Origin of the sequence: Cupriavidus lacunae, assembly GCF_003353055.1 — a bacterium.
GTDB lineage: Bacteria > Pseudomonadota > Gammaproteobacteria > Burkholderiales > Burkholderiaceae > Cupriavidus > Cupriavidus lacunae.
In genome coordinates this window covers 1-15,394 of sequence record NZ_QKWJ01000126.1, presented here as the reverse complement: position 1 = coordinate 15,394, position 15,394 = coordinate 1, and the positions used below count along the sequence as shown (strand labels likewise).

9 protein-coding genes are annotated in these 15,394 nt (G+C 65.3%); 7 read left to right on the top strand and 2 right to left on the bottom strand.

The genetic code is table 11. From position 1 onward, the window contains the following. From DN412_RS43670 to DN412_RS39850, 3 genes are all read left to right on the top strand, one after another. A partial coding sequence (locus DN412_RS43670; protein WP_425267487.1) for a beta strand repeat-containing protein occupies window positions 1-5,653 on the top strand: 5,653 nt, incomplete at its 5' end. A 251-nt stretch (window positions 5,654-5,904) separates the two neighbouring features. Continuing rightward, window positions 5,905-7,233 carry a TolC family outer membrane protein gene (locus DN412_RS39855; RefSeq protein ID WP_115216559.1) on the top strand — a complete coding sequence of 443 codons (1,329 nt, stop codon included), beginning with the start codon at window positions 5,905-5,907 and terminating at the stop codon, window positions 7,231-7,233. Between the two features lie 140 nt (window positions 7,234-7,373). Next, window positions 7,374-7,940, top strand: coding sequence for an IS6 family transposase (locus DN412_RS39850; protein ID WP_115216558.1), 567 nt, complete (start codon window positions 7,374-7,376; stop codon window positions 7,938-7,940). Between the two features lie 114 nt (window positions 7,941-8,054). Here the strand turns inward: DN412_RS39850 and DN412_RS43665 are convergent, their stop codons facing one another. Then, window positions 8,055-8,213 carry a hypothetical protein gene (locus DN412_RS43665; protein ID WP_161564121.1) on the bottom strand — a complete coding sequence of 53 codons (159 nt, stop codon included), beginning with the start codon at window positions 8,211-8,213 and terminating at the stop codon, window positions 8,055-8,057. Window positions 8,214-9,133: 920 nt separating this feature from the next. Further along, the gene (locus tag DN412_RS39835; protein WP_115216555.1) at window positions 9,134-9,409 is read right to left on the bottom strand and encodes a hypothetical protein; all 276 of its coding nucleotides are present in this window, start codon (window positions 9,407-9,409) and stop codon (window positions 9,134-9,136) included. A gap of 357 nt (window positions 9,410-9,766) precedes the next feature. On the opposite strand from DN412_RS39835, the gene DN412_RS39830 reads away from it, so the two are divergent. The 4 genes from DN412_RS39830 to DN412_RS39815 all read left to right on the top strand — a co-directional run bounded on the left by DN412_RS39830 (window position 9,767) and on the right by DN412_RS39815 (window position 15,150). Further along, entirely contained in the window at window positions 9,767-10,462 is a 696-nt protein-coding gene (locus tag DN412_RS39830; RefSeq protein WP_115216554.1) for an ABC transporter ATP-binding protein, read from the top strand. 3 nt (window positions 10,463-10,465) lie between these two features. After that, complete coding sequence (locus tag DN412_RS39825; RefSeq protein ID WP_115216553.1) at window positions 10,466-12,991, top strand: FtsX-like permease family protein; 2,526 nt, start codon at window positions 10,466-10,468, stop codon at window positions 12,989-12,991. Beyond that, window positions 12,988-14,064, top strand: coding sequence for a lipocalin-like domain-containing protein (locus DN412_RS39820; protein WP_115216552.1), 1,077 nt, complete (start codon window positions 12,988-12,990; stop codon window positions 14,062-14,064). The genes DN412_RS39825 and DN412_RS39820 overlap by 4 nt, the downstream gene beginning before the upstream one ends. Window positions 14,065-14,244: 180 nt before the next feature. Continuing rightward, window positions 14,245-15,150 carry an extracellular catalytic domain type 1 short-chain-length polyhydroxyalkanoate depolymerase gene (locus DN412_RS39815; protein ID WP_244223057.1) on the top strand — a complete coding sequence of 302 codons (906 nt, stop codon included), beginning with the start codon at window positions 14,245-14,247 and terminating at the stop codon, window positions 15,148-15,150. Window positions 15,151-15,394 lie beyond the last annotated feature (244 nt).

The following is a 15,394-nucleotide window of genomic DNA, read 5'->3' as shown; positions in this document are numbered from 1 at the left end:
CCCGCTGGCGCCGACGCTGGCGCCGGTGGCCGAGAGCGGCGTGGAAGGCGCGGCGATCGCACTGAACCTCGGCGCTGCGGTCAACGGCCTGGCGGGGGATGCCAACAGCCTCGCTTCGCTGGTGGTCAGCGCAATCCCGATTGGCGCCACGCTGAGCGATGGCAGCCACAGCTTCACCGCCGACGCGAGCCACACGGCGATCGATATCCACGGCTGGAGCTTGTCCAGCCTGACGATCACGCCGCCCAGCGATGCCAACTTCACGCTGAGCGTGGCGGCCACGGCGCGGGATGGCGAGGGCAACCTCAGCACCACCACCACCGCCACCGAAGCGGTCACGGTCAATCCGCTGGCGCCGACCCTGGCGCCGGTGGCCGAGAGCGGGGTCGAAGGCGCGGCGATCGCCCTGAACCTGGGGGCCGCGGTCAACGGCCTCGCGGGTGATGCCAACAGCCTCGCTTCGCTGGTGGTCAGCGCGATCCCGATTGGCGCCACGCTGAGCGATGGCGCGGGCGGTCATAGCTTCACCGCCGACGCGAGCCACAGCTCGGTCGATGTGTCGGGCTGGACGCTGAGCTCGCTGACCATCACGCCGTCCAACGATGCCAACTTCACGCTGAGCGTGGCGGCCACCGCGCGGGATGGCGAGGGCAACCTCAGTGCGACCACCGCGGCCACCGAAACGGTCATGGTCAACCCGCTGGCGCCGACGCTGGCGCCGGTGGCCGAGAGCGGCGTGGAAGGCGCGGCGATCGCACTGAACCTCGGCGCTGCGGTCAACGGCCTGGCGGGGGATGCCAACAGCCTCGCTTCGCTGGTGGTCAGCGCAATCCCGATTGGCGCCACGCTGAGCGATGGCAGCCACAGCTTCACCGCCGACGCGAGCCACACGGCGATCGATATCCACGGCTGGAGCTTGTCCAGCCTGACGATCACGCCGCCCAGCGATGCCAACTTCACGCTGAGCGTGGCGGCCACGGCGCGGGATGGCGAGGGCAACCTCAGCACCACCACCACCGCCACCGAAGCGGTCACGGTCAATCCGCTGGCGCCGACCCTGGCGCCGGTGGCCGAGAGCGGGGTCGAAGGCGCGGCGATCGCCCTGAACCTGGGGGCCGCGGTCAACGGCCTCGCGGGTGATGCCAACAGCCTCGCTTCGCTGGTGGTCAGCGCGATCCCGATTGGCGCCACGCTGAGCGATGGCAGCCACAGCTTCACCGCCGACGCGAGCCACACGGCGATCGATATCCACGGCTGGAGCTTGTCCAGCCTGACGATCACGCCGCCCAGCGATGCCAACTTCACGCTAAGCGTGGCGGCCACGGCGCGGGATGGCGAGGGCAACCTCAGCACCACCGCCACCGCCACCGAGGCGGTCACGGTCAATCCGCTGGCGCCGACACTGGCGCCGGTGGCCGAGAGCGGCGTGGAAGGGGCGGCGATCGCGCTGAACCTCGGCGCCACGGTCAACGGCCTCGCGGGCGAAGGCAACAGTTTGGCTTCGGTGGTGGTCAGCGCGATCCCGATTGGCGCCACGCTGAGCGATGGCGCCGGCGGTCATAGCTTCACCGCCGATGCGAGCCACACGACGATCGATATCCACGGCTGGACCCTGTCCAGCCTGACCATCACGCCCTCCAGCGACGCCAACTTCACGCTGAGCGTGGCTGCCACCGCCCGGGATGGCGAGGGCAACCTCAGCACCACCACCACCGCCACCGAAGCGGTCACGGTCAATCCGCTGGCGCCGACGCTGGCGCCGGTGGCCGAGAGCGGGGTCGAAGGCGCGGCGATCGCACTGAACCTCGGCGCCGCGGTCAACGGCCTCGCGGGCGATGGCAACAGCCTCGCTTCGCTGGTGGTGAGCGCGATCCCGAATGGCGCCACGCTGAGCGATGGCAGCCACAGCTTCACCGCCGACGCGAGCCACACGGCAGTCGATATCCACGGCTGGACCTTGTCCAGCCTGACCGTCACGCCCCCGAGCGACGCCAACTTCACGCTGAGCGTGGCAGCCACCGCCCGGGATGGCGAGGGCAACCTCAGCACCACCACCACCGCCACCGAAGCAGTCACGGTCAACCCGCTAGCGCCGACGCTGGCGCCGGTGGCCGAGAGCGGGGTCGAAGGCACGGCGATCGCGCTGAACCTCGGCGCCACGGTCAACGGCCTGGCCGGTGATGCCAACAGCCTCGCCTCGCTGGTGGTCAGCGCGATCCCGGCCGGTGCCACGCTGAGCGATGGCAGCCACAGCTTCACCGCCGACGCGAGCCACAGCTCGGTCGATGTGTCGGGCTGGACGCTGAGCTCGCTGACCATTACGCCGCCCAGCGATGCCAACTTCACGCTGAGCGTGGCAGCCACCGCCCGGGATGGCGAGGGCAACCTCAGCGCGACCACCACCGCCACCGAAGCGGTCACGGTCAATCCGCTGGCGCCGACGCTGGCGCCGGTGGCCGAGAGCGGGGTCGAAGGCGCGGCGATCGCCCTGAACCTGGGGGCCGCGGTCAACGGCCTCGCGGGCGATGCCAACAGCCTCGCCACGCTGGTGGTGAGCGCCATCCCGGCCGGTGCCACGCTGAGCGATGGCAGCCATACCTTCCATGCCGACGCGAGCCACAGCTCGGTCGACGTGTCGGGCTGGACGCTGAGCTCGCTGACCATCACGCCCCCGAGCGACGCCAACTTCACGCTGAGCGTGGCGGCTACCGCGAGGGATGGCGAGGGCAACCTCAGCGCGACCACCACGGCCACCGAAGCGGTCACGGTCAATCCGCTGGCGCCGACACTGGCGCCGGTCGCCGAGAGCGGCGTGGAAGGCACGGCGATCGCGTTGAACCTCGGCGCCACGGTCAACGGCCTGGCCGGTGATGGCAACAGCCTCGCCACGCTGGTGGTCAGCGCGATCCCGGTTGGCGCCACGCTGAGCGATGGCGCCGGCGGTCATAGCTTCACCGCCGATGCGAGCCACACCGCGATCGACATCCACAGCTGGACCCTGTCCAGCCTGACCATCACGCCCTCCAGCGACGCCAACTTCACGCTGAGCGTGGCGGCCACCGCCCGGGATGGCGAGGGCAACCTCAGCACCACCACCACCGCCACCGAAGCGGTCACGGTCAACCCGCTGGCGCCGACGCTGTCCTGGGCCGCAAGCGCCGCGGGCCTGGAAGGCACGGCGATTGCGCTGGGAAGCCTCGGTGTGACGATCGCGAACCTGGGGGGCGACGCCAATGTGCAGAACAGCTTGACGATCAGTGGTGTGCCGCTCAATGCCGTGTTTAGCGACGGGCATGGCCATACTCACACGTCGAGCGGCACGAGTGACACCATTGATCTGACCGGATGGACGCTATCGAGCCTGACAGTCACACCGACCAACGACACCAACTTTACGCTGACTGCACGGGCCACGGAAAAAGACGCCGAAGGCAACTCCAGCGGCACCACCACCGCCACGGAGGCGGTCACGGTCAACCCGCTGGCGCCGACGCTGTCCTGGGCCGCAAGCGCCGCGGGCGTGGAAGGCGCGGCGATCGTGCTGGGCAGCCTCGGTGCGACGATCGCAAATCTGGGGAGCGATGCCAACCTGCAGAACACCCTGACGATCAGCGGCGTGCCACTCAATGCCGTGTTTAGCGACGGGCATGGCCATACTCACACGTCGAGCGGCACGAGTGACACCATTGATCTGACCGGATGGACGCTATCGAGCCTGACAGTCACGCCGACCAACGATACCAACTTTACGCTAACTGCACGGGCCACGGAGAAAGACGTCGAAGGCAACGTCAGCAGCACCACCACGGCCATCGAAGCAGTGACAGTCAATCCTACAGCGCCAGCGGTGACATGGCCGACTTCTTTCCAAATCACCAATGGCGCCAACCAGACTCTCGGCGCACTTACGGTTTCAGTGACTGCCAAGCCTGGCGATACCAACACAATCCAAGCGCTATTGATTAGCGGGATCCCGAGTGCTACGACCTTGAGCGATGGCGCTGGGCACACCTTCACCGCTGATGCGAGCCACGGCTCGGTCGATGTGTCCGGCTGGAGCCTGAGCAATCCGCTCCATATCAGCAATGCGCCGAACAACAGTACTTTTACCCTGACGATGAGCGCCACTGAACGGGACGCCGAAGGGAATGTCAGCGCAACGACAACGGCTACCGAGACGGTGCGTGTGGGTAATCCCCCCGCCGGCCCCGCCGGCATTGCTGGAAGTGCCATCAACCTGGCGCTAAGCGATCCTACGGCTGACCCGGGCGATACTGTCTCCATCACCATCACGGGGGTTCCGTCGGGGTGGGTGGTGAGCAATGGGACAGATCTGGGTCATGGCACTTGGTCGGTCCAGACTACCGATCCCACCGCGCTGACAATTACAACTCCGGAAAATTTCGCCGGTGCCACGATGCTCGGTGTAACCGAGACCTGGACGAACGCAGACGGTAGCACGGGCACCGTGACCATCGCGGACAACGTCGAAGCCTACGCGCCAGGCTCGCCGATCTTTGCCTGGTCAGGCACTGACCATCTGACCGGTGCGAACGGAAGCGATCTGTTTGTATTCGCCCAGCCGATCCAGAACGACACGATCCATGCATTCAACGCCGCCATGGACAAGATCGATCTTGTTGGCTTTGCTGGTGTGACGAACTTCAGCGACGTCCAGGCGCACATGACTAACGACGCGAACGGCAATGCCGTGATTGCCCTGGATTCCGGCGAGACAATTACCGTGGTGGGTGTGAGTACAGCGGCCCTGACCAGCGACAACTTCGTGTTCAACCAGGAGCCGGTCATGAGCAATGCCGGTACGATGGTGGTAAGCGACAGTGCCATGCTGCCTCTGGGCGGAACCATTCTCAACACAGGTTCGATCGTGTTGAATGCGCTGGGGAACGAGACCGATCTTGAGGTCCTTTCCGATGGTATTACGCTTCGGGGCGGCGGCCAGGTGACGCTGTCGGATAGCAGTGGCAATGTCATCTTCGGTACCGCACCCGGGACCGTGTTCACGAATATCGATAACACCATCTCGGGAGCGGGGCACATAGGTGGCGGGCCGATGGCGCTCGTGAATGACGGCACCATCATTGCAAATGGAGTCAATGCGCTCGACATCGATACCGGCCTGAACAACGTCGTCAATGCCGGCACGCTTGAAGCGACCGGAAGCGGCGGGCTCATCGTACACGGCAGCGTGACGAATTCCGGCGTCCTGTGGGCGCACGGTGGCAACCTCACGGTTACTGGCGACGTGCACGGCACAGGTGTGGCCAATATTGATGGCGGTGCAACGCTGGAATACGGCGCAGCCGCAAGTGAGAATACGATGTTTGCAGCTGGGTCAAACGGTACGCTGAAGCTGGATGACTCGTCGGCGTTCACCGGGACGGTGTCCGGCCTGGGCGACGGCAATCGCCTGGATCTCGCCGATATCCTTGGTGGTCCCGAGACTACGCTCGCGTTTGCCGCCAGCCAGGACGGCAGCGGCGGCACCCTGACGGTCAGCGACGGCACGCATACGGCGCACATCGATCTGAAGGGCCAGTACGAGCTCCAAGGGTTTCACCTGACGACGGATAACGGTGGCGGGGCGCTTATATCGTATCTGCTGAATGCAACGTCAACTGGTCACGTATGATGTCCGGCGGGGTCTTGACCCGCTCGCGCATTGCTATTGCCTTTGAGTGCGAATTCATGGGCTCCACAAAATGGCTGTGGCGCGACGCTTGCTCGAGCGGTCGCCACAGGCCGTTCGTCGCCACCGGCGGCCGCCGTTGTAAGCCGGCAACCTGCAGAAATTCAGTTGAAAGGGGGGGGCGACTCTCATACCATTGAGCAGCTTGTGACAAGTGTCAAGCAAGCGGTCGTGCAGCCTCGGGGGAAGCGCGCATGGAGAAGAACCGGCCCTGGCCAATACTTGCTGCCATGTGTTTGGCGGTCGCCCTGGTTCCGGCAGCAAATGCCCAGACCCTGCAGGAGGCCGTCGAGCAGGCCATTAGCACGAACCCCGACGTGCTTGCCACAACGTATCGCCGCCTTGCGGCTGACCAGGGGCTGAAGCAGGCGCGCGCGGGTTACCTGCCACGCGTCGATGTAGGTGCCGGCATCGGCCGGGAGAGGCTCGATAGCACCGATACGCGTATTCTTGGATTGAGCGAGACCGACCTTACACGCAAGACATCCAGCCTTACCCTGACGCAAATGCTGTTTGACGGCTTTGCCGTCAAGAGCAGCGTGGAAGGCCAGAAAGCCCGGGTTGCCTCATCCGCTTATAACGTTGGTGCCACGGCAGAGGACATTGCACTGCGCACCGTGGCAGCATATCTCGAAGTGCTGAGGCGCCAGGACAACGTGTCCGCTGCCGGCGAGAACCTCCAGGCCCATCAGCGCATCTACGAACAGATCAAGGAGCGTAGCGAGGGCGGGGTTGGCCGTCGCGCCGACCTTTACCAGGCACAGAGTCGCCTGGCATTGGCGCAGGATTACCTGAGGTCTGAAGAGGGAGGCCTGCAAGATGCTCGCATTGCCTATGTGCGGCTGGTGGGCGCGCCGCCAGGCTCCCTCGTCAATCCACCGTCACCGGCGCAGGCGCTGCCGCCAACCGAAGCAGCGGCATTGAGTACCGCCATGACCAATCACCCTGCGCTCAAGGCCGCGCAGGCGGACGTCGACGCTGCTGAAGCCCTGCATTCCGCGGCCAAGGCCGGACTATGGCCGCGCCTGGACCTGGAACTGGCCGTCAACCACGACAGACAGGGCCCGCTCGGGCCGAGCCACGACCGCAGCGCGATGCTGCGCCTGCGCTACAACATCTTCCGCGGTGGAGCCGACGCGGCGCGAATCAGCGAAACAGCCTCCCAGACGCGGGAAGCCGAAGAGTCGCTCAAGCGCACACAGCGCCAGGTTCAGGAAAGCCTGTCGCTGGCCTTCAATGCTTACCTGACCTCACGCGAGCGTCTCAGGGTGCTAAAGCAATACGTGAATAGTGGTGAGGCAACGCGCGAGGCGTACGCTTTGCAGTTCAGCGTCGGCCGACGCACGCTGCTGGATTTGCTGAATGCTGAAAATGAGTATTACAACGCGCGCATTACCTACTTGAGCGGACAGTATGCGGAGCTGGCTAGCCAGTACCGCTTGTTTGCCGGCATGGGACAACTGCTCGATACCCTGCAAATCGCATTGCCTATCGAAACCGCACTATTGCCCGGCGCCCGCTAGGGGCCGAAGGACAGCCTGCCCCTTGCATTACAGCGCACCCTCATGCCTCTCTGATCCGGAGAGGCTCAATTGGGCTTTGTCGCAGTAAGCCTCCAGTAGAATGGGCCGGTGTCGAACTCAGCACGTACGGGCAGCGGGCCATGAACTTGGAAATTGCGAAAGTATTGAAGCGTCTGCACTACCCGCTGGGCGTGATGCTGACCTGCGTGCGCTGGTACGTCGCCTATCCGCTGAGCCTGCGTCAGCTCGAAGAAATGATGGCCGAGCGCGGTATCTCAGTCGATCACTCAACCGTCCATCGCTGGGCGCTCAAGCTACTGCCGGCGCTGCACAAGGTGTTTCGTCGTCGCAAGCGCCCGGTGGGAAAAAGCTGGCGAACGGACGAGACCTACATCCTGGTACGCGGTCAGTGGAAAAATCTGTATCGGGCGGTGGACAGGGCCGGCAATACCATCGACTTCCTGCTGCGCGCCCAGCGCGACAAGGCTGCGGCACGGCGCTTTTTCGAGAAGGCCGTCGACCACAACGGCGAACCCGATTCGGTGACCATCGACGGCAGCCCGGCCAACCTGGCGGCATTGCACGACATCAATGCCGAACGGGAAACTCCCATCGTCATACGCCAGGCCAAGTACCTGAACAACATCGTCGAGACCGGTGGGGCCGCTGCCTCCGCAGCACAGCAATTCTATTCCCTGGCCGCATAAGCCAACCATCACCGCCGGCTTCTTGTCGACTGATCTCTCTTATTGCGACAAAACCCGCAGTTGCGTATGGAAGCGATGCCGCGACTGGAGGTGGAATTGACCGCGCTGGAGGAGTCACGTGCCAGGCGCGCCGCGGCGCAGTGCCGGGCCGAGTGGGCCGAAGCCGAAGCGGCGCTCGCAGGCCAGTTGCTGGGAGGCCCGCGCCAGGTAGGCGAGGGCAGTGGCCAGCAGGCAGGAGCGGCCTGTATCCCGTAGTACCGCGCTCTGTGGCATGGCTGCTCCGGGTGCCCCGGTAGGTGAAACAGCCAGTTCGGGTGGCGCTCAGCGCGTGCACATTCCATACTGGAAGTGATCGCCCCCGCCGGAATGCAGCGATGCTTGTGGGGACGAGCTTTCGTCTCCGCCTTCCGAAAGGAGGTATCCCATGTGCTACCGGATTCGTGATCTGGATCGCCCGCGAGAGAAGACAGCCCAGCAGCGGCATACCCCGACGACCTTGTCGCTTCGCTCTCGCCTCAACGAACGCTGGGCGGCGTTGATGGCGTGGCTGCGTCCGTCTCCAAAAACAACCAGCCCGGTGACGGCCACATCCTTGGAGCAGTCCGAGCTGGCTGAGGCCGCGGCGAAGCCGGTCCCTCGGCCCATTGACCAGGCTTGCACCGTCATCGCCAGCACCGCCCGCGAGCGGGAGGCCGAGACGGCGTAGCCCGTCATTACTCCTACATGAGCCCTCCCCAGCCCGGCGGACAGGCCAGCGCAAGACCGCCCGGGGCTCAGGAGGCGTGAAGCCCGACAATAGGGCTTGGCGGGCGGAGGGCAACACGCACGGACTGGCTATTTATATAGAGAAGGTTCGCGCCGCACGCCCGTGCAGTCGGATGCCAATATGAAATGCAGTGCAAAGGGGAGCGAATTTGCCAGATGGGCCGCCGTGCAATTGAAATGTTCCCGGTTCTGTCCGAATGAGCCGCCTGCGCCACGTGGCAATTTGCGTCGCGGGCTCTCCGCGAGAGACCTCAATCATGCGATAGCGCCGTCCAGATTACAGAACAAAAAGATTCTGTTTGAAGTACTTATTCAGCTTGGCAATCCAATCTTCTGGCGACACTACGGTTTCTGCACTCGATCTCCCGTTGTTTGCGACCGGCTCTCTACCACCAGCCAAGCGAAAGGCGGTGCGGCATGCAATGAGACTAGACCGGGGGATCGCCAAAGGCCTTCCGCGCAAGCGCCTTTTCGAAATCCACCGTCCACGACGTGCCGCTTCCGGCCTGGAAGTAGTGGCGGATTCCAGTGGCCTTGGCTTCGACAGCCACCACTTGAGGTATATGGCCGGGCCCTCCGCCAGGAGGGTTCCCCTCATCCGCGACCACCACAAAGTCCTCTAGGATCCACTCGTACTTTTGGCAGGCCACTTCGAAATCCTCCTGCTCATCGAGCGGAAACTCATCGAACAGCTTTCGAACCATGGTCACCTCCAATCGTTTCGCTGGGCCGGCGGCGTCACAAGGAGCTGGATGGGCGCCCAGACAGTCACGGAAACAAATGTGCCGCATCTACACGAGCCGCACAAGCAGAAGGATAGGCAGTGAAAGGATCAATAGAACGGGCCTACCACTGCGTCAGTCGAAATCCCCCCGATCGGCTGCGAAGCAAACCAGCGCCAGGGAATGGCAAAGTGGCTGCACCGTTCCCAGTGGGAATCGTCCGACTTCTAGCGGCCTGCTTCGACAAGTCCATGCACTTCAACGGTGGCAGAATGGCTTGTGCCCGCTCTCCCGTCACAGGTTTGACAGAGAGGCGCGCCACGCGAGGTTGACGACATTGTGCTGACCCTTACAGATGTCTCCAAGACATATAACGGCGCCCGACCGCGCACGGTTCTCCGCGGAGTCAGTCTTGCGCTGGATGCCGGCGAATTTGTCGCCGTCATGGGTGAATCGGGCGTGGGCAAGTCAACGCTGCTCCACCTGATCGCCGGTCTGGATCGGCCCGACAGTGGCCGCATCCAGTTCGACGGACAGGATCTGGGCAAGCTGGACGACGATGCCGCAACCTTGCTCAGGCGGCGCAAGCTGGGGTTCGTGTTCCAGGCCTTCCACGTGCTGCCGAATATGAGCGCGGCGCAGAACGTGGCGCTGCCGCTGTTGTTGAACGGCCTCGAGCGGAAAAGGGCGTCGGCGCGCGTTGCCGAGATGCTCGCCGCGGTTGGGCTTGAGGGGCGTGAGGACAGTCTGCCGCGCGAGCTTTCCGGCGGGGAGTTGCAGCGGGTGGCGATTGCGCGTGCCCTGGTGCACCGACCAATGCTGCTGCTCGCGGATGAGCCGACCGGCAACCTTGATCACGAGACTGCCGCGCGGGTGCTGAGCCTGCTGCGCGAACTGGTCAACGCCAACGGCACGGCCGCGATTATCGTCACGCACTCGCCACTGGCTGCGGTGACGGCGGATCGCATCTTGCAATTGACGCCAGGCGGATTGACGCCGCTGGGGCCACAGCCGCCGATGAGCGCGGTCGCCTAAGCCATGCGAACGCCGCGCTCACTCGGCCTTGCGCTACTCCTGGGCGAATTGCGCGCTCATCCCGGACGCGCCATCGTAGGCATCCTTGCCGTGGCCATCGGTGTGGCAATGGGCTATGGGGTGCATCTGGTCAACCACGCTGCGCTGGCGGAGTTTTCCCAGGCGGTGCGCTCCTTGATGGGGAATGCCGATCTGGAGATCCGCGGGCCGCGCATGGGCTTCGACGAATCGCTCTATCCGCGCATCGCAGGCCTGCCGGATGTGGCGGCAGTCAGCCCGGTGGTGGAGGTCAATGCGGGGGTGCCGGGGCGCACCGGTGCGCTGACGCTGTTTGGCATCGATGCGTTCCGGGCGGCGCCTGTGGCACCCAATCTGATCGGGCGGACCGCCGAGGAGCGCGCGGGCAAGCTCGACGTTCTCGATCCCGACGCCGTGTTCCTTTCGCCGGCGGCGCTGAGCTGGCTCGATCTCAAGCCCGGGGATCCGCTCACCGTGCAAGTCGGGCTCACCGCGCTTACGCTGCGTATTGCCGGCACGCTGCCGGCGGCGGGCGAGGGCCTGCGCCTGGGCGTGATGGATATCGGTGCGGCGCAGTGGCGCCTCGACCGGCTTGGCCTGCTGCAGCGGATCGACGTCAAGCTCAGACCGGGAGTGGACACGGACAACTTTACGCAAGCTCTGGCCGCGCTGCTGCCGCCAGGTCTGGTGGCGGGTTCGCCGCAGGACAACGTGCGCCGAACTTCCAACCTGTCGCGCGCCTATCGGGTGAACCTGAACGTGCTTGCTCTGGTGGCGCTGTTCACAGGCGCCTTCCTGGTGTTCACGATGCAGGCGGTATCGGTCCTGCGGCGGCGCTCGCAGCTTGCACTGCTGCGCGCCTTGGGGGTGACGCGCGCTGGTCTGCTGCGCCTGCTGCTGGCGGAAGGCGCGGCTCAAGGCGCGCTCGGCGCGATGCTCGGCCTGGCGCTTGGCTTCGTCTTCGCCGCCGCGGTGCTCGGGTACGCGGGCGGCGATCTGGGCGGTGGCTACTTTGAAGGTGTAAAGCCCAAGGTCCGCTTCGACGCGCTGGCAGCGCTGATCTTCTTCACGCTCGGCCTGTCGGCGGCCGTGCTCGGCAGTCTCGCACCGGCATGGGAGGCCGCCCGCGCGCGGCCGGCGCAGGCGCTCAAGGCGGGCGATGAGGAGACACCGCTCAAGCGGCTACGCTCGCCGTGGACCGGGCTTGCTGCGATGGCAGCCGGGCTTGGGTTGACGCCACTGCGGCCGGTGGCGGATCTGCCGGTCTTCGGTTATGCGGCGATCGCCCTACTATTGGTGGGCGCCATCCTGCTGATGCCACGGCTGGCGCATCTTGTGTTCGGCTTGCTGCCCTCTCCGCGACAGGCTGTGCCGCAGCTTGCCCTGACCCAACTCGCCGGCGCACCGGGTCGCGCGTCCATTGCCCTGGCCGGCATTGTCGCCAGCTTTAGCCTGATGGCCGCGATGGCGATTATGGTGTCAAGCTTCCGCATCTCGGTAGACGATTGGCTGCACAACGTCCTGCCGGCCGACCTCTATCTGCGTGCTTCGTCAAGCGGCGATAGCGCGTATTTCTCGCTTGACGACCAAGAGGCCATCGCCAGCGTCCGTGGCGTTGCGCGTGCCGAGTTTCTACGTTCGAGCCAGATCCTGCTTGATCCCCAGCGTCCCCCCGTCACAGTCATTGTCAGGCCGATCGATCCGCGCAGTCCGGGCGCACGGTTGCCGCTGACGGCTGCGCCTGTCGCGGCGCAGCCGGGTGATCCGCCGGCGGTATGGGTCAGCGAGGCTATGGTCGACCTCTATGGCTTCCACCCGGGGAAACGTATCACGCTGCCGCTGCAGGGCCGGCCCGTCGCCTTCCTGGTGGGCGGCGTGTGGCGCGATTACGCGCGCCAGCATGGTACGGTGGTGATCAGCCAGGACGATTATCGGCGGCTCACGGACGAGCGGCGTGTCACTGACGTCGCCCTGTGGCTGGAGCAGGGCACCGGCCCGGCGCAGATCAAGGAGAGCCTGCGCCAGCGCGTCCCCGGCGGTGAACACATTACCTTCGCCGAGCCCGGCGAGATTCGCACCATCACCCTGAAAATCTTCGACCGCAGCTTCGCAGTGACCTACCTGCTGGAGGGCATCGCGGTCGTGATCGGACTGTTCGGCATCGGCGCCAGTTTCAGCGCGCAGGCCCTGGCGCGCGCGCGTGAATTCGGCATGCTGCGGCATCTCGGCTTCATGCGTTGGCAGATCGGCGCGATGCTGGCGCTGGAGGGCGCCTTACTCGCTCTGCTTGGCGTGGTAGCCGGTCTTGCGCTGGGATGGGTCATCGCCGTGATCCTGGTTCACATTGTCAACCCGCAGTCGTTCCACTGGACCATGAGCTTGCATATGCCTTGGGCATTCCTGGCCCAAGTGGCGAGCGCGGTGGCGGCGGCGGCCTCGCTGGCTGCGCTGGTGAGCGGGCGGCAGGCGATGTCGCGAAGTGTCGTGCGCGCGGTGCAGGAGGATTGGTGAAGAGGCGCTCATTCCTGCTGTTGTTGCCGGGTTCCGGCGTGGCGGCCGCGGCGCTGGGCGCAGCGCCCGCTTATCCGCCAGTCGACGCAGGCCGAACCCTGGCCTTCCCGCGCGACCACGGCGCGCACCCCGACTATCGCACCGAATGGTGGTATGCCACCGGCTGGCTGCAGACGCAGGCAGGAGCGCCGCTCGGCTTCCAGGTTACGTTTTTCCGCTCGCGCCCGCAGTTCGACCAGGCCAACCCAAGCCGCTTCGCGCCGCAGCAACTGCTGTTCGCCAATGTCGCACTGAGCGATCCCGTGGCCGGCAAGCTCCTACACGACCAGCGCGCGGCGCGCAGCGGCTTCGGCCTGGCGCTTGCCGATACTGCCGATACCGATGTATACATCGACAACTGGTCGCTGCGCCGAGAGGCGACGGGGCGCTACCGAGCCAGAATTCCCGCGCGGGATTTCACGCTCGATCTGACAATGGAGCCAACCCAGCAGTTGCTGCTACAGGGAGAGCGGGGCTACAGCCGCAAGGGCCCTCTGGCGGCCCAGGCGAGCTATTACTACAGCCAGCCAGGGCTCAAGGTGAGCGGCACCTTGAGGCGGGGCAGCCGGCAGGAAGCCGTGCGCGGCACCGCCTGGCTGGATCACGAATGGTCGTCGACCTTGCTGGCCGACCAGGCCGTCGGCTGGGACTGGCTCGGCCTCAACCTGGATGACGGCGGCGCGTTGATGGCCTTCCAGATCCGGGACAAGGCGGGGCGCAAGTTCTGGGGAGGCGGCACGCTGCGCGACGGCGACGGCCGCGTGCAGGTACTGGCCCCCGAAGAGGTCAACTTCATGCCGGTGCGTCATTGGCGCTCGCCTCGTACCGGCACCAGCTATCCGGTTGCCATGCGGTTGAACGCGGGCGATCTCACGCTCGAACTGGCACCGCTGATGGATGATCAGGAACTCGATAGCCGCGCGAGCACCGGCGCGGTCTATTGGGAGGGCGCGGTGACCGCATTGCGGGGAGGCAAGGCGGTCGGACGGGGTTACCTTGAACTGACCGGGTACTTCCAGCGCCTCAATCTTTGACTTGAGGCACGGCCCCGGGGCAAATGAAGCAGCCGGTCGAAGCGCCGCCGGCTCTTTCGCAGTAAGGGTGACATGACGCTGTCCCGCCCGGTCACGTACGCACAGTGGGCCAATCGCCCATGGACCGAAACGCTGCGCGACCGGATGGCTACGCTGATCGGATCGCAGCTCTGACGGGGCATGCGTGGTTGCGCCGCGATACGGTGCCCCGCCCGTGCTACCGCGCAGGCCGGGCACTTCAGCCAGTGGACCTTCGCAAACCACGCGGGCACCCGCTCGTACAAGCTCTACATACCGGCCGGCAGGCACAGCGAGCCGATGCCGCTGATCGTGATGCTGCATGGATGCACGCAGGATGCCGACGACTTTGCCGCCGGCACCCGCATGAACGAGCTCGCCGACAGGCTGGGCTTTGTCGTGCTGTACCCGATCCAGCCCGCCGACGCCAACGCATCGAAGTGCTGGAACTGGTTCCGGCCGGGTGATCAGCAAGCCGAGCGGGGCGAGCCGTCGCTGATCGCCGGCATGACGCGCGAGGTCATCGCCAGCCACGGCATCGACACCCGGCGCGTCTACGTGGCCGGCCTCTCCGCCGGCGGGGCGATGGCGGCAGTGCTGATCCAGCGCTATCCCGGACTGTTCGCGGCGGCTGGTATCCATTCGGGCTTGCCCGCGGGCTGCGCGCACGACCTGCCGTCCGCGCTGGGCGCGATGCGGGGCGGCAAGGGCATCGGCAGGTCAAGGACCGGAAGGGCGCCGCTGATGGCGCCGAGCCGACCGATGATCGTGTTCCATGGCGATGCCGACAAGACCGTGCACCCAACCAATGGCAGCCGGCTGGTGGCACCTTTCGAGCAAGGCGAGGCGCGCACGGACAAGCAACGCGAGACCGTGCGCGCGGGCCACGATTACACGCGGCACAGGATCACGACGCCTGCCGGCGTCGATGCCGAGTACTGGGTGATCCACGGTGCCGGACATGCGTGGTCGGGCGGCAGCCGCCGCGGCACATACACCGATCCGAAGGGGCCCGACGCCAGTGCGGAAATGCAGCGTTTTCTCCTCGCACATCCGCGTGCGGACTGAAGCGCGCAGGGGGCGGAAACGCGCCGGTTTCTCGCTCCAGATCCGTGCATCGCGCCCCAACCGAGGGCATTTTATGCACCCCGTTTGGGCGTCATCAAAGACTTTGCCGAACACCCTTTAGCCCGAACTTTGACTTCTCGAATAGCCGGAACCTGCATCGGCGCTGGGTTTCGGCCATTTTTTGGGGCTATTGTGTAGCCATGTAAATTAGTATTTATCTATTGTGTTTCAGCAGTTTTGTGCT

Excerpts from the sequence above, each read along its gene's own strand:
- DN412_RS39855 (WP_115216559.1), top strand. The coding sequence starts at position 5,905 with ATGGAGAAGAACCGGCCCTGGCCAATACTTGCTGCCATGTGTTTGGCG.
- DN412_RS39850 (WP_115216558.1), top strand. The coding sequence starts at position 7,374 with ATGAACTTGGAAATTGCGAAAGTATTGAAGCGTCTGCACTACCCGCTG.
- DN412_RS43665 (WP_161564121.1), bottom strand. The coding sequence starts at position 8,213 with ATGCCACAGAGCGCGGTACTACGGGATACAGGCCGCTCCTGCCTGCTG.
- DN412_RS39835 (WP_115216555.1), bottom strand. The coding sequence starts at position 9,409 with ATGGTTCGAAAGCTGTTCGATGAGTTTCCGCTCGATGAGCAGGAGGAT.
- DN412_RS39825 (WP_115216553.1), top strand. The coding sequence starts at position 10,466 with ATGCGAACGCCGCGCTCACTCGGCCTTGCGCTACTCCTGGGCGAATTG.
- DN412_RS39815 (WP_244223057.1), top strand. The coding sequence starts at position 14,245 with ATGCGTGGTTGCGCCGCGATACGGTGCCCCGCCCGTGCTACCGCGCAG.